The sequence below is a fragment of the Bradyrhizobium sp. CW1 genome (assembly GCF_023100665.1).
Lineage (GTDB): Bacteria > Pseudomonadota > Alphaproteobacteria > Rhizobiales > Xanthobacteraceae > Bradyrhizobium > Bradyrhizobium canariense_D.
The window spans coordinates 1,997,849-2,014,103 of the sequence record NZ_CP064684.1; the positions used below are offsets into that span (position 1 = coordinate 1,997,849).

The following is a 16,255-nucleotide window of genomic DNA, read 5'->3' on the forward strand; positions in this document are numbered from 1 at the left end:
TGCGCACGGGAGCGGGGATCCAGTACTCCGAGACGGTGCGGCTCAAGCCGAGAAGCCGCGGCGTACGGGATCGCCCGGTCGAGCCGGGCGATGACAGTGGCGTGCGGGGTGAGAGAGTGAGGCGCATCACGCCGCCTCCGCGGACAGGCCGAGCCATTGCCGCACCCGCGCATCCGGGTCGGCATTCTGGGTGACGTCGCTGACGACGGCGATGGAATCCGCGCCCGCGGCAAAGATCTCCGCGGCGTGCTCGAACTTGATGCCGCCGATCGCGACCAGCGGGATGTGGCCTACGCGCTTCTTCCATTCCGTGATCTTCGGAATGCCCTGCGGTTCGAAACGCATCGATTTGAGCGTGGTGAAGAAGATCGGGCCCAGCGCGACATAGTCGGGCTCGGCGGCAAGCGCGGTGTCCAGCTCCGCATCGTCGTGGGTGGAGACGCCGAGCGACAAGCCGGCCTCGCGGATGGCAGCGAGGTCGGCGTCGGCAAGGTCCTCCTGGCCGAGATGCAGATATTTTGCGCCGGCGACGATCGCCGCGCGCCAATAGTCGTTGACGACGAGCTTGGCTTGCGTGCCCGCGGTGATCGCCAGCGCGTCGGTGACCATCTGCAGCGATTGCGAGTCGTCGAGGTCCTTTGCGCGCAGCTGGATGGTGCCGACGCCGAGCTTGGTCAGGCGCTCGACCCAGGCGAGGCTGTCGACGACGGGATAAAAGCGATCAGGATACGGCATGCCAGAACGGTGTCCCAACGACAGGGGTGGAAGGGGAGGCGAAATCGCGGGCGTTCATCAGCCCGGCCTCAAAAGCGGTGCGGCCGGCCTCGACGCCGAGGCGGAAGGCGTTGGCCATCGCGACGGGATCGGCGGCCTTGGCGATGGCGGTGTTGAGCAGCACGGCGTCGTAGCCGAGTTCGAGCGCCGCGGCCGCATGCGACGGCGCGCCGATGCCGGCGTCGACCACCAGCGTGATATCGGGCAGCCGCTCGCGCATCAGCTTGAGCGCGTCACGGTTGGTGATGCCTTTTGCGCTGCCGATCGGCGCCGCCCACGGCATCACCACCTTGCAGCCGGCATCGACCAGGCGGTTCGCGATCGAGAGATCCTCGGTGCAATAGGGGAACACCTCAAAACCGTCCTTGATCAGGATGGTCGCGGCTTCGACCAGGCCGACCACGTCGGGCTGCAGCGTGTCGTTGTCGGCGATGACTTCGAGCTTGATCCAGGATGTGCCGAACAATTCGCGCGCGAGCTTGGCCGTCGTCACCGCCTCGCGCACGCTGCGGCAGCCGGCGGTGTTCGGCAGCACCGTGACGTCGAGCTCGCGGATCAGATTCCAGAACGCATCGCCGGTCTTGCCGCCGGCGGATTCGCGCCGCAGCGACACCGTGACGATGTTCGAGCCCGAGGCGCGGATCGCCGACTGCATGATCGCAGGCGAGGGATAGAGCGCGCTGCCGATCAGGAGGCGGGAGGGGAAGGTTTTGCCGTAGAAGGTCACCATGGGGTGTCTCTCCAAATGACACTGTCATCCCCGCCTAGTGCGCAAATTGCGCACGGGGGGCGGGGATCCAGTATTCCAGAGGCGGTGCGGTTAGAACCGAGACGCCGCGGCGTACTGGATCGCCCGGTCAAGCCGGGCGATGACAGCTGAGTGTTCGGCGAGCGCGCCATCATCATCACCCTCCCTGCCGCGGCGTGATGATCTCGATCTCGTCGCCGGGCTTCAGCGCCGTCTCGGCCCAGCGGCTCTTCGGCACGACGTCGTAGTTGAGCGCGATCGCGAAATGGGTGCCCTCGTAGTCGAGCTCGCTGAGCAGCGCGTCGACGCTGGCCGAATTCACCTCGCGCTGCTCGCCGTTCACGATCACGCGCATTGCATCACCTCATTGTCGATCTGGCCGCGCTCGACAAAGCCAAGCGTCAGCTCGGCCAGCGCCGGGGCGATCAGGAAGCCGTGACGGTAGAGGCCGTTCACGCTGATCGTGTTGCCGCGAATGCCGATGCGCGGCAGATTGTCGGGAAAAGCGGGGCGCAGGCCGGAGCCGAATTCGACGATGCGGGCCTCGCCGAAGGCGGGATGCACGGCATAGGCCGCGCCCAACAGCTCCAGCGCCGAGCGGACGCTGACGCCGGTGTCCTCGGCCTCGATCGAGGTCGCGCCGAGCATGAACAGATTGTCCTCGCGCGGGATCACATAGAGCGGCCAGCGCGGATGGATCAGCCGCACCGGCCGCGCAAGCTGCACCTCGCTGGTCTCGATCAGGATCATCTCGCCCTTGACGCCGCGCAAGCCGGGCTGCTCGTCGCGCGCAGCAAGGCCGCGGCAGTCGATCACGATGCCTTCAGGATCAAGTTTTGCGAGTTCGGCCGCGGCGACGTCGCTTTCGAACTTGATGGTGCCGCCGGCGGCGCGGATGCGCTCGTGCAGTTTCGGGAGCACGCGGCGCGGCTCGACATGGCCCTCGGTCGGAAAGAACAGCGCGTCGCGGAAGCGGCCTTCGAGCGAGGGCTCGAGCTCGGCAAGGCCGGCGGCATCGAGCCGGCGATGGCCCTCGGTCATCCGGGCAAAACGCTCGAAGTCGCTGCGCTCGCGCGGGTGGGCGACGACCAGCGAGCCGTTGAAGGGCGTGTCGGGCAGCTCGCGCCGCCAGATGTCGAGCGAGCGCAGGCCGAGCCTGGAGATGATCGGTTCGGAAACTTCCGCCTCGCAATAGGGCGCGAGCATGCCGCCGGCCCAATGGCTGGTGGCATCGGTCATGTCGGCGTCACCGCGCTCGTGCAAGGTGACGGCGTGGCCGGCCTGCGCGAACAGCAAGGCCTGCCAGGCGCCTGCGATGCCTGCGCCGATGATGGATACCGGGGAATCCGGTCGCTTGGTCGTCTGCAACATCCCTGTCCCTTCGCCGGCATGACCCGGATCAGGTTCAAAGGGTCACCGCGGTCCTGGGCGGATTTGCCCATTTAGCGGTATCTCAGCTCCTCCTCGGAGCACCCCTCGGAACGGCTCTAATGTATGCCAGCAGGGCAGGGTGGTCAACGCGCTTGGGCGGGAACCGCGCTTACCTGGGCGCCTGCGCCCGGGCGTTGCGGACGCGCTGGGCGAGCTTCCTGTGCGGCGCGGCGCCGAATATCGGCTGCGGATTGCCGTTCGGCTCGAGCCAAGGGGCGCCCATATTGGCCTCGCTCGTATTGGCGACCTGCACGGCCTCCTGCCGCTGCCGCTTTGCGGCGTAGTAATAGCCGCCGGCGAAATAACGCACGGCGCGGGCGTGATCGCCATTGGCGGCGTGATAGGCGCCGGCGAGATATTTCACGGCATAGGTGAGGTTGGTATTGGGATCGCGCAGGCCGGCGGCGTCGCCGGTGTAGCCGACCCCGCGCGCGGTCGCGAGCTTGATCTGCATCAGCCCGATGGTGCCGCCATGGCCGACCAGGCCGGGCTGATAGCGGCTTTCGCGCATGATGACGCGATGCACCAGCGCCTCCGGCACGCCGTTGGCGCGGGCATGGGCCGCGATCATCTCGGCGTACTCCGCTTGGCCCGCGAATGCGGCCTGTGGCAACGTCAGTCCGGCCGCGAGCAGCGCGGCGACATGTAAAATTTTCATCAAATGTTCCTCGGCACCGCTCACCTGCGCCCGCTCGCGTTAGGCCCCGCGAACGCGGCGATGATGTGGCGAAACGCCTCCGATTACGTTTTTGCAGCGCAGAGCCGTCATTCGGACGCAAGGCCGGCGTAGGGCTTGTCATGCAGACGAAGCCGTCATTCGCGACAGCGGGCCTGTCTATTCGCGTGCGGGCCCGAAAGCGAGTAAGAGAGCGGCGCAAATCGGGAGAGGTGCCATGACAAAAGCAAACGTGGTGAAGGCACACATCGGCGACATTCCCAGGCAAAATCCCTGTGCGCAATGCGGCGCGCCGATCCCCCAACCTGATTGGATCGAGGCGGGCGACGGACGCATCTCCTATCTTTGGACATGCCGTGCTTGCAATTATCGCTTCGAGGCGGTTGCGATTTTTGATGAGGGAGCCGTCGCGCACCCGCCGCTTGCGGCCTGAGGTTTAGTCTTCGGGCCTGATCTTTTCGGAAAACCGCTGCACACTTTGCGCTGGCGCGACCCTTCGGGTCCGGATCATGGCTTAAGCCGCAAGCTGCGGCTGCTGCCGTACCGGCAATTGCATCCGCACGATCGGCCCATGCGGCTCCGGGTCGTGCAGCGACAGCTCGCCGCCGTGGGCGATCGCGATCGCGCGCGCCGCATGAATTTATCCACGAAATCGTGCGCTGCGAAATGTTCCTGAGTGACTTAGGAACAATTGAACGCAGCCCAGATGCTCGCGCAGCACGCGACGAAATTGCAGCACGCGCGGAACTGGGACTGATCCGAGCTGTTTTCTCCGCACAAGTTTTCTGCTGAAGGAGAGGACAATATGTTGATGAAATCGATCGCGGCCGGTCTTGCCGGTACCGCACTGCTCGCAACCGTTGCGTTCGCGCAAAATCCGACCGCCACCACCGACAAGGCGCCGGCTGCCGCGGCGACGACGACCACCACGACCGCGTCGGGACAGTGGCGTACGTCCAAGATGGACGGCATCAAGGTCTATAACGACGCCAATGAGAACATCGGCTCGATCAACGATCTGCTGATGGACAAGAGCGGTAACATCAAGATCGCTGTGATCGGCGTCGGCGGCTTCCTCGGCCTGGGCGAGCATCTGGTTGCGGTGCCCTTTGAGAAGCTGAAATTCGTCAACGAGGCGGTTGCCTACACCGGCGCTGCCGGGAACAACCCGAACAGCGCAGCCAACCGGCCCGCGGCGACTACCACGACGGGTGCCGCGACCGGCACCGACAACAAGCCCGCGACGACAACGACGGCCACGTCCGCGTCGAAATGGTATCCGGACCACGCCGTGTTCAATGCGAGCAAGGACGAGCTGAAGAACATGCCCGAGTTCAAATACTCGGAGTAACGCGGCTCTGAACGGCTAAACGAAGCGCGCCCGGTTTTTGCCGGGCGCGCTGTCGTGCTCTTCCCAACCTCTCCCCGCAAGCGGGAAGAGGGAGAAGAACTTCAGTGCGTCACCAGCGGGCAGCCGCCCTTGTCGAGCGGACGGAAGGCCTCGTCGCCGGGCACGGTGGCGATCAGCTTGTAGAGGTCCCACTCGCCCTTGGAGTCCTCGGGCTTCTTGACCTCGAACAGATACATGTCGTGGACCATGCGGCCGTCGATGCGGATCTTGCCGTTCTTGGCGAAGAAGTCGTTGACCGGTGTCTTGCGCATCTGCTCCATCACCTTCGGTGCCTCGTCGGTCTTGATGGCGTCGATCGCCTTCAGGTAATGCATGGTCGCGGAATAGAGCCCCGCCTGGATCATGGTCGGCATGTGACCGACCTTCTCGTTGAAGCGCTTGGAGAAGGCGCGCGTCTCCTCGTTGGTGTCCCAGTAGAACGCGTCGGTGATGATCAGGCCTTGCGTCGACTTGATGCCGAGCGAATGAACGTCGGTGATCTCCATGAGCAAGGCGATCATCTTCTGGCCGCCCTCCGTCAGGCCGAACTCGGCCGCCTGTTTCAGCGCATTGGTGGTGTCGCCGCCGGCATTGGCCAGTGCGACCACCTTGGCCTTGGAGGCCTGGGCCTGGAGCAGGAAGGAGGAGAAGTCCGACGAGTTGAGCGGATGGCGGACCTCGCCGAGCACCTTGCCGCCGCTCTCCTTGACGACGTTGGCGGCGTCGCGCTGCAGCGCCATGCCGAAGGCGTAGTCGGCGGTGACGAAGAACCAGGTGTCCTCGCCGCGCTTGACCATCGCCTTGCCGGCGACGTTCGACAGCGCATAGGTGTCGTAGGTCCAGTGCACCGTGTTGGGCGAGCAGGCGACGCCCGTGATATCGGATGAGCCGCCGCCGGAATTGATGTGGATCTTGTTCTTCTCGCGCGTCAACGCCGAGATCGGCAGCGCCACCGACGAGGTCGGCACGTCGAAGATCGCGTCGACCTTGTCGTTGTCGTACCAGTTGCGGGCGATGTTGACGCCGACGTCGGGCTTGTTCTGGTGATCGGCGGAGACCACCTGCACGGGCTTGCCCGCGACTTTGGCACCGTAATCGGCGACCGCCATCTCCACGGCGGCGAGCGAGCCCTTGCCGGTCGCGTCCGCATAGAGGCTCGACATGTCCGTGAGCACGCCGATCTTGACGACGTCGTCGGAAATCTGCGCCTGGGCGGCGCCTGACGTGGCGGCGAGCGCGAGACCGGCCGCGATCGCGGCGATGAGCTTTTGCATTTTGTTTCTCCCTCAGCGTTGTTGTTTGGGTTTTGTTGCGGGGACCGTTCTAACGACAATCTGTCCCCGGAGCAAAGCCCGAGAATGCGCGAGGAGGGTTGAGAAATAAGCAGGGCGCGGCAGTGTTTTCACCCTCTCCCCGGGAGAAGGAAGAAGCTCACGCGCTGCTGCCCTTGAGCCGTTCGTTGCGCCGGCGCAGGCCTTCCAGGGTGGCGAGCAGGATGACCGAGACCGTCGTCAGGATCACCGCTGCCGCCGTGATGGTCGGGCTGATGTTCTCGCGGATGCCGCTGAACATCTCGCGCGGCAGGGTGCGCTGCTCGGGACCTGCCATGAACAGCACGATCACCACCTCATCGAAGCTGGTCGCGAAGGCGAACAGGGCCCCCGATGCCACGCCGGGCAGGATCAGCGGCAGGATCACGCGGCGGAAGGCGTCAAGCGGCGAGGCACCGAGCGAGGCGGCAGCGCGGGCCAGATTGGTGTCGAAGCTCTGCAGCGTCGCGCCGACCGTGATGACGACGAAGGGCGTCGCCAGCGCGGTGTGGGCCAGGATCAAGCCGAGATAGCTGCCAGTCAATCCGATCGGCGCGAAGAAGAAATAGAGACCGACCGCGGTGATGACCCCGGGCACGACGACCGGCGACAGCACGAAGGCCAGCACGAGCGGCTTGAACCGGCTCTTCCACTGCGCCAGCCCTAACGCCGCCAGCGTGCCGAGCACCATCGACAGCAGGGTCGAGGCGACACCGATGATCATGCTGTTCTTCAGCGAATTCATCCAGCGCGGCGAATTGATGAAGTCGTCGTACCAGCGCAGCGAGAGGCCCGGCAGCGGATAGGTGAGGTACGAGCCCGAGCTGAACGACAGCGGCATGATCGCAAGGATCGGCGCAATCAGGAAGATGAACACCAGCGTGGAGATCACGATGGTCGCGGTCCACGCAATGCGCTGGCTCGGCGTGCGGATGGAGGAATTGTCGCTCAATTCTTCATCCCTCCCGTGACCTGCTGTCCCTGCACCAGCTTTCCGTAGACGAGCGCGAGCAGAATAGTGGCGAGCAGCAGCACCGCACCCAGTGCCGAAGCAAGGCCCCAATTGGCCGTCTCGGTCGTGTAGAGCGCGATGAAGTAGCTGATCATCTGATCGGCGGCGCCCCCGACGAGTGCTGGCGTGATGTAATAGCCGAGCGCCAGGATGAAGACGAGCAGGCTTCCCGCGCCGATGCCGGGCAGCGTCTGAGGCAGGTAGATCCGCAGGAAGGCGGTGAGCGGCGGCGCGCCGAGCGAGGCGGCGGCACGCATGTAAGCAGGCGAGATCGCCTTCATGCTGCTGTACAGCGGCAGGATCATGAACGGCAGGAGAACGTGGGTCATGGCCACGCAGACACCAAAGCGGTTGTAGATCAGGCGCAATGGCTCGTCGATGATGCCAAGCCAGAGCAGGCTGTCGTTCACGACGCCTTTGCCCTGCAACAGAACGATCCAGGCGCAGGTGCGGACCAGAAGCGACGTCCAGAACGGCAGCAGGACGAAGATCATCAGCAAATTCGACCGGCCGGGCGGCAGCGCCGCCAGCAGGTAGGCGACCGGGAAGCCAAGGATCAGGCACAGCACCGTGACACTGAGGCTGATGAGGAAGGTGCGGACGAAAACGTCGCGGTAGATGGCCTGATCGGGCGGAGCTGCGACAATCGCGCCGTCCACGTTCCGCGTCAGATCGAGCGCCGACAAAAGATAGAAGCCGGTCACGGGGCCACTGGCGTCCTTGATCGTGGTCCAGGTGGCGCGTTCGCGCCAGGCCGGGTTGATCTTGCCCAGCGTCTCCCTCGCCGTGCCGGGCTCGGGCGCAGTCTTCAGATTGCGTGCGGTGCTGGTCAGGATCGTGCGGAAGCCGTTCAGTGCGTAGTTGAGCCGCTTGGCCGCAATCGCAATGGTGCCGGAATCGCGCGCCGCCATGATGTCGCCCGCCAGCGCCGCGTAGGCCTTTTCGTCCGGCAGATCCCTGCCGTCCCAACTGGCGAGAGCCGCGATGGTCTGAGGCAGAACCAGACGCACCTCGCGGTCATCGACGGCACGCCACAGCATGCCGGCGATGGGCCCAGCGAAGGTGAAGAGCAGGAAGACGAGAAGCGGCAGAACCAGCGCCAATGCTTTGACCTGGCGTGCTCGCTCCGCCCGCCGCAATCGGCGCTTGAGCGGCACCTCGGTCGGGCCATGGGCGCCGGTCAAGAGCGCATCCGTCATTGGTCTAACCTTGGGTCGAGCTTTGTGGGGACGCTATTTCGCGGCCCATTTGTTGAAGCGCTCGGTCAGGCGGTCGATGTTCTCGAGCCAAAAGGCAACATTGATCTCCACCGCATTCTTGATGTTGTCAGGCGCTGTCGGCAGGTCCTTCAGAACAGCAGGCGCGAGCAGGGCGGCTGCGTCCTTGTTCGAGGTGCCATAAGCAATGTTCTCCGACAGTTTCGACTGGTTCTCAGCCTTGCCGACGAAGTCCAGGAACTTGTAGGCCGCGTCCTTGTTCGGGCTGCCTTTCAGGATCACCCAAGTGTCGAGGGTGAAGAGCGCTCCGTCCCAGACCATGCCAAAATTCTTCTTCTCGTTCTTGTTCGCGGTGTCGATGCGGCCATTGTAGACCGAGGTCATTGCCACCTCGCCGGAGGCGAGCAATTGCGGCGGCTGAGCGCCGGCCTTCCACCAGACGATGTCGCCCTTGATGGTGTCCAGCTTCTTGAACGCGCGCTCGACGCCCTCGTCGGTCGCCAGCACCTTGTAGACGTCCTTTGGCGCGACGCCGTCGGCCATGAGGGCGATCTCCAGCGTGGTCTTCGGCCCCTGACGCAGGGCACGCTTGCCCGGGATCTTCTTGGTGTCGAAGAAGTCGGCCCAGCCCTTCGGGGCCTCCTTGAGCTTGTCCTTGTCGTAGCCGAGAACGAAATCGTAGAGGATGGCGCCGACGCCGCAAGGATTGACCGACGGTGGGATATAGGCGGCCTCGCCGCCGATCTTCGAATAGTCGAGCTTTTCGAACAGGCCTTCCTCGCAGCCAACCGCCAGCTCGTCGCTCTCGACCTGGACGACGTCCCAGGTGGCGGCACCACCCTGCACCTTGGCGCGCAACACGCCGACGCCGCCGTCCCAGGACTCGTCATTCAAGGGAACACCGGTCGCTTTCTTGAACGGCTCGAAATAGACCTTCTTCTGGGCATCCTGATAGGCGCCGCCCCACGACACAACGGTGAGGTCACGCGCCTGCGCGACCGTGGCCAGCGTCGCGCTGGCGGTGAATGCCGCGGCCAAACCCAGAATAATCTTGCGCTTCAGCATGGTCTTTGTTCCTTCTTCTTCACGTGACTTGCGTTGAGCTTGGTTGGTCCAGGTCCGCCCACCTTGGAGCGATGCTGCATGGTCGGATCAGACGGGATCGAGGGCCAGGCAGTCCTCCGGGCGGAAGGTGATGAACACGTCATCGCCAGGTCTCAGGCTGCCAGCTGTAAGGCTGCCAGCTCTCAGGCTGTCGTGTGTCCCCGGCTGAAGCTTGACCATGAACTCCTTGTTGTCGGCGACGTCGAGCACGGCCAGCGCGTGGTCGCCGAGGTAGATGGTGTTCTGCACCTTGGCCGGCAGTCGGTTCGGTTCGTCGCTGGAGATGCCATCCGGGATGATGGCGATCCGCTCCGGCCGCACCGACAGCGAGGTCGATGCGCCCGCGCCTGATACGTTGACCGCTCGTGCGGTCACGGCGCCGCCGCCCGCCAGCACAACGCGGCAATATTGTTTCTCGACCGTCTCGACGGTGCCGGACAGCACGTTGTTCTCGCCGATGAAATGGGCGACGAAGCTGTTCACCGGATGCTCATACAGCGCGTCGGGCCTGTCGATCTGCTGCACGATGCCATCGTTGAACACGGCGATGCGGTCCGACATGGTGAGCGCTTCACTTTGATCGTGGGTGACATAGACGACGGTGATGCCCATGGTCTCGTGCAGCTGCTTGATCTCCAGTTGCATCTGCTCCCGCAGGCGCTTGTCTAGGGCGCCCAGCGGCTCGTCCATCAGCACGAGTTGCGGATTGAAAACCAGCGCGCGGGCCAGCGCCACGCGCTGCTGTTGACCGCCGGACAGCTGCCCGGGCCGCCGCTGCGCCAGAGTTTCCATCTTGATCATGCGCAATGCCGCTTTGACACGATCCTGCGCTTCGGCCTTGTTCGTGTTGCGAACGGAGAGCGGGAAGGCGATATTCTCCGCAATCGTCAGGTGCGGAAACAGGGCATAATTCTGGAACACCATGCCGATGTCGCGCTTGTGTGCCGGCACGTTCTTGATCGGTCGGTCCGCGAGGAAGATCTCGCCATGGGTCGGAACCTCGAAACCCGCCAGCATCATCAGGGTGGTCGTCTTGCCCGAGCCCGACGGACCAAGCAGGGTGACGAACTCGCCCTTCCTGATGTCGAGATCGAGGTTTTTCACCACGAGGTGCTCGCCATCATAGGTCTTCTGAATGCCGGAAAAGCGCACCAGCGCCGGCGCAGGCGTAACCATGCCGGCTTCCATGTCGTCCTCGCGTTGTCAGCCACAGTGCTGTCAGCACCCCGTCCCCGGGGTGCGAGGAACAGCTTAGCATCGTCCGACCAGATTGCCAGCGGCGCAAGCGACTGCGCGCACGGACCCGTCGGGAAAAGGGGCGCGCTACATCCCCGACAGCTTCGTCACGGATACATTCAGCGAGCCCCCGGCTTCCGCGATCACGCGCAGCGTCTTGGAGTCGAAGGCGATGTCGGCGAGGCTCAGGCTGTCGATCTTCGCTTCGACCTTGATGCCATCCTCGTTCTTCTGATAGTCGGCGATCGCGGCGGCGATCTTCTCGCGTGCGTTGGCGGCAATCGGCTTCAGATCGACCGTCGCTTTCTGCACCAGCGCCTGCTGCATCTGCGGCACCACCGCGCGCGCCGCGGCACCCAGCAGGCCGAAGGCCGCCTCGGATTCCACGGCGAGCTGGATGTCGGCGAGCCGCAGCGTCTGCTGCGCCTGGTCGAGCATCGGCCGGCCCCAGATGTGCACGGTCGCTTCGGCGCCGAGACCAAGCCAGCTCTTCTTCTCCTTGGCGCGCACCAGCAGCGAGATCAGGAGGCGCTCGCCCGACGGGATCACGTTGACGCTCTTGACGGTGACATCGACCGGGCCGGAGCCGTCCTCGGGATAGGTGTGGCCGACCATCTGCGCCGCGATGAGCTTGTTGATCTCGGTGAAGGGCACGTCGATCGGCACGCCAATGTTCACACCGGTGCCGGTCGGCGGCACGATCGAGATCTTGTCGGGGAACGGGCAGTCGGGCTTGGTCGGCGTCGAGATCACGCGCGTCTCGAGCTCGAGGCCAAGCAGCAGCGTCACGTTCTGTGCGTCGACGCGCGGCTGTGCCGCGATGGCGCGGGTCGGCTTCATCTCGAGCCAAAGCGGCGGCAGCGCGGCGGAAGACCCCGAGCCTTGCAGCGGGATCGAGCGGCAGGCCTTGGCCCATTGCAGCTTCGCGTTGTCCCGCAAGGTCGGATCGTTGCGCATGCGTTCGGAGACGGCGTTGATCTGTTCGCCGACGGTCTTGTCGATCAGCGGCTTCACCTGGGCAGGCACGTTGACCTTGGCGCCCGAAATGTTGAGGTTGGTATCGCCAAGATTGACCTGGGCGCCGAGATTGGGCTCGAGATGCCAGTTGGCGGCGAGCTTCGGCCGCGAGGTAACGACGACGTTGCCCTTGATCTCGGCGCTGGCGTTCAAATTCTTGATGTTGACCGCGCCGATCTGTTTCGCGGCATTGCCGCCGAGCACGCTGCCGAGCGCCTCGCCGAGCGCGCCGGTGGCTTTCGACGACAGCGAGCCCGTCACGTTCAGCTTGCCCGTGAGCGGCGTCGAGATCGTCAGCACGTCCTTGTCGCCGGCAGTCGCCATCGGTCCGCGTACCGCCGACCAGCCGATGTCGGCGTTCTCCAGGATTTGCGAGATCGGGTTCTCGGCCTTGCCGGCGAAATTGCGCGGAGCGGCCTTCTCGGCCTGCTCGCGGATCGCCGACAGCGCGATGGCGACCGGCGCCACCACGATCGAGCTCTTCGAGACCGGCGGCAGCGGCGGCAATTGCGCGACCGGCGGCGCGGAATTCGTCGCCCGCGGCGACAGCCAGTCCATCGCCTTCAGGCTGATGAAAAACGACGCCGCGAGCACCGCGACGGCGATCAGGACAGTTTTCAAGTTCAGCGTCAGTCGCATCAATCCCCCAGGCCGCCCCGGGGCAGAAGTCTACAGGGCAGGCAAGGAGGGCGCTAGAGCCCACCGATGGGGTGGAATTGGGGCAAACATATTAACGGCCGCGAACGCACCGTTGCCGCGCATTCGTCCTCGCGTACCTAGCCGCGCTTCGGACGGCGCACCGCCCTCACATTGCCGCGATCTCCGCCACCGCAGAAGAAACGGTCGCCGCCATCGGACTCCAATCCTGACACCATCGTCCCGGCGGGCAGGTCGAGCTGCTCCAGCACCTTGCCCGTCTCGGGGTCGATCCGCCTGATGTCGCTGTCCTCGCCTTCCCAGGTGCCGTGCCAGAGCTCGCCGTCGACCCAGGTCACGCCGGTGACGAAGCGCTTGCTTTCGATGGTGCGGAGAATTTTTCCCGTCTGGGGATCGACCTGATGGATCTTGCGCTCCCGATACTGTCCGACCCAGAGCGAGCCCTCGGCCCAGGCCAGTCCGGAATCGCCGCCGCCGCCGGGTGCCGGGATGGTGGCGAGCACCTTGCCGGTCACAGCGTCGATCTTCTGGATGCGGTCCTCGGCGATCTGGAACAGGTGGCGGCCGTCGAACGCCGTTCCCGCATGCGCGGCGACATCGATGGAGCGGGTGATCTTGCCATCGCCCGGGTCGACCGCGTTCAATCTGTCGCCGGATGCGAACCACATAAGGCTGCCGTCATAGGTGACGCCGTGCACGGCTTCGACGCCTGCATAGGGCCCGTATTCCCTGACGATCTCGGCGGCTGAACGTTTCATCTGCTCGGTCCCTGCGGTGTGAATCCCACTTTACGTCTTCATGAGCGGTCCGGGGAGTAACAAGCCTGTCGGGAAACCCGGCACGGGCGGCGTCATCCAGCGCCGCGCCCGTCCGTGTCCGAAGGACTGCACCTTGTTCGATCGCGCCAGCTCTTCGAGGGCCCGTTGCACGGTGCGCGCGCTCGTTCCCAGCGCCAGCGCGAGCGCCGAACTCGACCAGGGCTCGCCATCAGAGAGGAAGGCGAGCACATTGGCGTGCTTCTCCTCGACGGGCCGTGCGAGGACGAGAACCTGCCGCGTGTTGCGCGGCGTCAGCGCAAAACCTTGCCTGGTCGCGCTGACGTCGGCCAGAGGCTTGAGCTTGGTGCGGAGCCGCCCGATTTCGACGCGCAGCCGGGCGCGATGCGATTCATCGACGTGCCTTGCCTGAAACGCTCCCGTGATCAACCCTTCCCGCGAGACATCGGCCGGCCAGGCCTGCGCCAGGATGCGCGCGAGTGCGAACAGCACCGGCCGCGTTCCGAGCGGCACGAGGATGCCTCGCCTGCGAACCGCGTGATGGAACGTGTCCACCACGAGCGCCTCCGATGTCACGAGGTCCTCGACCTCCTCGAGCAGTAGCGGCCGTTCGTGCCCGCGCGTGATCAAGCGCGCTGCGGGCGTGTCGAGCACGCGGCTCGTGCCTTCGACCTCGGCCGCAAGCGCGGGAATGCCGGCCTGTCGTGCTGCGCTCGCCGCGCGCCCGAGCGCCGCGCGCGCGTCTTTCGTTCTGAGCCGCCGGATCGCGATGCCGGCAATCACGAGTTCGCGGCCGACCTGCGCAGCCGGGGGCAGCGGCGTGGACTTGATGTCGGCCAGCGTGCGTTCGGCCTCGTCAAGGCGCCCGAGAAGGAGAAGTCGGCGCGCCTCGATGTGACCCGCATGGGCCGCGTTGGCGAGGTCACCGTGGCTTGCGAGCGTCGCCCGCGCGGCCACGAGCGTGTTGGCCGGCCAATTCAGGTCGCGCGAGACGAGTGCGATCTCGGCCTCCGCGACGACGCATCTTGCCCGCGCGACCGCCTCTCTCGGGCCGAAGGCACGTGCGGCGCTGCGCAGCAGCGTCTTCGCCTTGGCGAGATCGCCGAGTTGCGCCATCGCGATGCCGCGCAGCGCCAGCGAAGGTGCATCGTTGCGCAGCGCAACGCGGTTCAGCGCGCCGAGCGGATCGCCGGCTTGGAGCGCGCGCGCCGCGGCCGTGATCAGCGACTCCATTCAAATCCCGCCACACTTGTTACTCCCACCACGCAACCGTCCGGTGCGAGAGATCGTTGACGGCCGACAATGTGCGGCGAGGGGCGAGCGGTTCCGCATCTTGCATAGCGAGATACGGAACGGCCGCCCGGGAAAAGTTGGAGAGCCATGATGACATCAGCTGACAACGCAGGAAATAACGGACAAGCCGCCATGCAAACACCGCCGGTGGTGTCGCCGCAGGACTGGGAGGCCGCCCGTCAGCAACTGCTCGTGAAGGAAAAGGCGCATACCCGTGCCCGCGATGCCCTGGCGGCCGAGCGCCGGCGCATGCCGTGGATGGAAGTGACCAAAACCTATGCGTTCGAGGGGCCGGGCGGCAAGGTCAGTCTGCACGACCTGTTCCAGGGCCGGCGGCAGCTGATCGTCTACCGTGCGTTCTTCGAGCCGGGCGTGTTCGGCTGGCCGGATCATGCCTGCCGCGGCTGCTCCATGGTGGCCGACCAGGTCGCGCATGTCGCGCACCTCAATGCCCGCGACACCACGCTGGTGTTCGCCTCGCGCGCACCGCAGGCCGATATCAGCAGGCTGAAGCAGCGGATGGGCTGGACCATGCCATGGGTCACCGTCACCGACAGTTTCGATGCGGATTTCGGCGTCGACGAGTGGCACGGGACCAACGTGTTCTTCCGCGACGGCGACCGGATCTTCCGCACCTATTTCGTCAAGAGCCGGGGCGACGAGCAGATGGGCGGCACCTGGAATTACCTCGACATCACGCCGCTGGGACGGCAGGAGGTCTGGGAGGATTCGCCGAAAGGCTATCCGCAGACGCCGACCTACAAATGGTGGAACTGGCACGACAGCTACACCGAAGGTGCGGCGCCCGACAAGAGATGGGTCGAGATCTCGACCGCGGGCGAGAAGGCTTTTCGCGAGGAGGCGGCTGAAGGACGTGACTAGTCCCGTCAGCGCAATGGCCGGCGCGAGCCGCAACGGTGTGGTGGCTGCGCGCCACCTCGCCAGATGGTTGGGGCTGGCGGCGACGCCGACCTTCGCGATCATGGCCGTACTGACGGCCATGCTTGATGGCCCGGCGGACATGCTGTGTGGCTCCGGACATGGGGCGATGCTCGGCGGGATGGTGCCGATGTATCTGCTGATGAGCGCGTTTCATTCGGCGGCGTGGCTGAGGCTGATCGCAGATCGGCGGGGCCGGTGGCCCTACTGCGAAGCCGCCTGCAAATAGGCAACGATCTTGCCCGCTTCCTCCGCCGAGACGCCGCCATAGGGCTGCATCTTGTTGCCGGAGACGACCTCGTCCGGCTTGAGCATGAAGCGGGTGAGTTTGTCCTGGTCCCAGACGAAGCCGGCTTCCTTCATCGACGAAGAATAGTTGTAGTTCGGCAGCGCGCCGGCCTTGCGTCCGACGATTTTGTTGAGGTTGGGGCCCAGACGATTGTCGCCCTCTTTCACCGAGTGGCAGGTGCGGCAGGAATTGTTGAAGGCTTGCTGGGCTGCATCGTCGCTCCCCGGCTGCTGTGCGCGCGAGGTGGGCACGGTCAGCAGCAGTGCCACGGCGGCAGCGATCGCGCGCAGGCATTTGCCTTGCGGCGTTTGCGGACGTGATTGCATTCGCGCCGCCATCGGGGATCGCGCCGCAGCACGCGCGCGCATCGGTATGCAGAGGGCCAA

At 65.2% G+C, this 16,255-nt stretch carries 18 protein-coding genes and 1 riboswitch; of the genes, 4 read left to right on the plus strand and 14 right to left on the minus strand.

The window, feature by feature from the left end; translation table 11 throughout:
• Positions 1-126 precede the first annotated feature (126 nt).
• The 5 genes from IVB54_RS09710 to IVB54_RS09730 all read right to left on the minus strand — a co-directional run bounded on the left by IVB54_RS09710 (position 127) and on the right by IVB54_RS09730 (position 3,611).
• Positions 127-735: a thiamine phosphate synthase gene (locus IVB54_RS09710; RefSeq protein ID WP_085349131.1), complete on the minus strand. Its 609-nt coding sequence runs from the start codon at positions 733-735 to the stop codon at positions 127-129.
• Complete coding sequence (locus IVB54_RS09715; protein WP_247361152.1) at positions 722-1,504, minus strand: thiazole synthase; 783 nt, start codon at positions 1,502-1,504, stop codon at positions 722-724. The genes IVB54_RS09710 and IVB54_RS09715 overlap by 14 nt, the downstream gene beginning before the upstream one ends.
• A 175-nt stretch (positions 1,505-1,679) precedes the next feature.
• A complete protein-coding gene (gene thiS / locus IVB54_RS09720) occupies positions 1,680-1,877 on the minus strand; it encodes a sulfur carrier protein ThiS (RefSeq protein ID WP_085349129.1) in 198 nt (65 codons plus the stop codon).
• Positions 1,868-2,893 (minus strand): FAD-dependent oxidoreductase, encoded by a 1,026-nt coding sequence (locus tag IVB54_RS09725; protein ID WP_247294948.1) that lies wholly within the window; start codon positions 2,891-2,893, stop codon positions 1,868-1,870. Before IVB54_RS09725 ends, thiS begins: the two co-directional genes overlap by 10 nt.
• Positions 2,881-3,009, minus strand: a riboswitch (TPP riboswitch). Its footprint overlaps the gene before it by 13 nt.
• Positions 3,010-3,062: 53 nt before the next feature.
• Positions 3,063-3,611, minus strand: a complete 549-nt coding sequence (locus IVB54_RS09730; RefSeq protein WP_247777175.1) for a lytic transglycosylase domain-containing protein — start codon at positions 3,609-3,611, stop codon at positions 3,063-3,065.
• Positions 3,612-3,846: 235 nt separating this feature from the next.
• Here IVB54_RS09730 and IVB54_RS09735 point away from each other — a divergent pair, with 235 nt between their 5' ends.
• Both IVB54_RS09735 and IVB54_RS09740 read left to right on the plus strand, forming a co-directional pair.
• Positions 3,847-4,062, plus strand: coding sequence for a hypothetical protein (locus IVB54_RS09735; RefSeq protein ID WP_018454159.1), 216 nt, complete (start codon positions 3,847-3,849; stop codon positions 4,060-4,062).
• Positions 4,063-4,434: 372 nt separating this feature from the next.
• A complete protein-coding gene (locus IVB54_RS09740; RefSeq protein WP_018454160.1) occupies positions 4,435-4,980 on the plus strand; it encodes a PRC-barrel domain-containing protein in 546 nt (181 codons plus the stop codon).
• 101 nt (positions 4,981-5,081) lie between these two features.
• Here the strand turns inward: IVB54_RS09740 and IVB54_RS09745 are convergent, their stop codons facing one another.
• The 8 genes from IVB54_RS09745 to IVB54_RS09780 form a co-directional block, all read right to left on the minus strand.
• Positions 5,082-6,293, minus strand: a complete 1,212-nt coding sequence (locus IVB54_RS09745; RefSeq protein WP_018454161.1) for an ABC transporter substrate-binding protein — start codon at positions 6,291-6,293, stop codon at positions 5,082-5,084.
• Between the two features lie 157 nt (positions 6,294-6,450).
• A complete protein-coding gene (locus IVB54_RS09750) occupies positions 6,451-7,281 on the minus strand; it encodes an ABC transporter permease (protein WP_018454162.1) in 831 nt (276 codons plus the stop codon).
• The gene (locus IVB54_RS09755; protein WP_247294943.1) at positions 7,278-8,540 is read right to left on the minus strand and encodes an ABC transporter permease; all 1,263 of its coding nucleotides are present in this window, start codon (positions 8,538-8,540) and stop codon (positions 7,278-7,280) included. Before IVB54_RS09755 ends, IVB54_RS09750 begins: the two co-directional genes overlap by 4 nt.
• 33 nt (positions 8,541-8,573) lie before the next feature.
• Positions 8,574-9,623 carry an ABC transporter substrate-binding protein gene (locus IVB54_RS09760; protein ID WP_085385377.1) on the minus strand — a complete coding sequence of 350 codons (1,050 nt, stop codon included), beginning with the start codon at positions 9,621-9,623 and terminating at the stop codon, positions 8,574-8,576.
• Positions 9,624-9,710: 87 nt separating this feature from the next.
• Positions 9,711-10,850 carry an ABC transporter ATP-binding protein gene (locus tag IVB54_RS09765; protein WP_085385378.1) on the minus strand — a complete coding sequence of 380 codons (1,140 nt, stop codon included), beginning with the start codon at positions 10,848-10,850 and terminating at the stop codon, positions 9,711-9,713.
• A 135-nt stretch (positions 10,851-10,985) separates the two neighbouring features.
• Entirely contained in the window at positions 10,986-12,554 is a 1,569-nt protein-coding gene (locus IVB54_RS09770; protein WP_085349121.1) for a DUF4403 family protein, read from the minus strand.
• A gap of 137 nt (positions 12,555-12,691) precedes the next feature.
• On the minus strand, positions 12,692-13,330 hold the full coding sequence (locus IVB54_RS09775; protein ID WP_247777176.1) for a PQQ-binding-like beta-propeller repeat protein: 639 nt from the start codon (positions 13,328-13,330) through the stop codon (positions 12,692-12,694).
• A gap of 30 nt (positions 13,331-13,360) precedes the next feature.
• Positions 13,361-14,581, minus strand: coding sequence for a helix-turn-helix domain-containing protein (locus IVB54_RS09780; RefSeq protein ID WP_085385380.1), 1,221 nt, complete (start codon positions 14,579-14,581; stop codon positions 13,361-13,363).
• A gap of 147 nt (positions 14,582-14,728) precedes the next feature.
• Between IVB54_RS09780 and IVB54_RS09785 the strand changes: the two genes are divergently transcribed.
• Both IVB54_RS09785 and IVB54_RS09790 read left to right on the plus strand, forming a co-directional pair.
• Positions 14,729-15,523: a DUF899 domain-containing protein gene (locus tag IVB54_RS09785; protein WP_085385381.1), complete on the plus strand. Its 795-nt coding sequence runs from the start codon at positions 14,729-14,731 to the stop codon at positions 15,521-15,523.
• Positions 15,516-15,809, plus strand: coding sequence for a hypothetical protein (locus IVB54_RS09790; protein ID WP_039798961.1), 294 nt, complete (start codon positions 15,516-15,518; stop codon positions 15,807-15,809). Before IVB54_RS09785 ends, IVB54_RS09790 begins: the two co-directional genes overlap by 8 nt.
• On the opposite strand, the gene IVB54_RS09795 is transcribed toward IVB54_RS09790, so the two are convergent.
• Complete coding sequence (locus IVB54_RS09795) at positions 15,785-16,195, minus strand: c-type cytochrome (RefSeq protein ID WP_039799008.1); 411 nt, start codon at positions 16,193-16,195, stop codon at positions 15,785-15,787. The genes IVB54_RS09790 and IVB54_RS09795 overlap by 25 nt on opposite strands.
• Positions 16,196-16,255 lie beyond the last annotated feature (60 nt).

Coding starts and splice junctions, on each gene's coding strand:
- IVB54_RS09710 (WP_085349131.1), bottom strand. CDS start 735: ATGCCGTATCCTGATCGCTTTTATCCCGTCGTCGACAGCCTCGCCTGG.
- IVB54_RS09715 (WP_247361152.1), bottom strand. CDS start 1,504: ATGGTGACCTTCTACGGCAAAACCTTCCCCTCCCGCCTCCTGATCGGC.
- thiS (WP_085349129.1), bottom strand. CDS start 1,877: ATGCGCGTGATCGTGAACGGCGAGCAGCGCGAGGTGAATTCGGCCAGC.
- IVB54_RS09725 (WP_247294948.1), bottom strand. CDS start 2,893: ATGTTGCAGACGACCAAGCGACCGGATTCCCCGGTATCCATCATCGGC.
- IVB54_RS09730 (WP_247777175.1), bottom strand. CDS start 3,611: ATGAAAATTTTACATGTCGCCGCGCTGCTCGCGGCCGGACTGACGTTG.
- IVB54_RS09735 (WP_018454159.1), top strand. CDS start 3,847: ATGACAAAAGCAAACGTGGTGAAGGCACACATCGGCGACATTCCCAGG.
- IVB54_RS09740 (WP_018454160.1), top strand. CDS start 4,435: ATGTTGATGAAATCGATCGCGGCCGGTCTTGCCGGTACCGCACTGCTC.
- IVB54_RS09745 (WP_018454161.1), bottom strand. CDS start 6,293: ATGCAAAAGCTCATCGCCGCGATCGCGGCCGGTCTCGCGCTCGCCGCC.
- IVB54_RS09755 (WP_247294943.1), bottom strand. CDS start 8,540: ATGACGGATGCGCTCTTGACCGGCGCCCATGGCCCGACCGAGGTGCCG.
- IVB54_RS09760 (WP_085385377.1), bottom strand. CDS start 9,623: ATGCTGAAGCGCAAGATTATTCTGGGTTTGGCCGCGGCATTCACCGCC.
- IVB54_RS09765 (WP_085385378.1), bottom strand. CDS start 10,850: ATGGAAGCCGGCATGGTTACGCCTGCGCCGGCGCTGGTGCGCTTTTCC.
- IVB54_RS09770 (WP_085349121.1), bottom strand. CDS start 12,554: ATGCGACTGACGCTGAACTTGAAAACTGTCCTGATCGCCGTCGCGGTG.
- IVB54_RS09775 (WP_247777176.1), bottom strand. CDS start 13,330: ATGAAACGTTCAGCCGCCGAGATCGTCAGGGAATACGGGCCCTATGCA.
- IVB54_RS09780 (WP_085385380.1), bottom strand. CDS start 14,581: ATGGAGTCGCTGATCACGGCCGCGGCGCGCGCGCTCCAAGCCGGCGAT.
- IVB54_RS09785 (WP_085385381.1), top strand. CDS start 14,729: ATGATGACATCAGCTGACAACGCAGGAAATAACGGACAAGCCGCCATG.
- IVB54_RS09795 (WP_039799008.1), bottom strand. CDS start 16,195: ATGCAATCACGTCCGCAAACGCCGCAAGGCAAATGCCTGCGCGCGATC.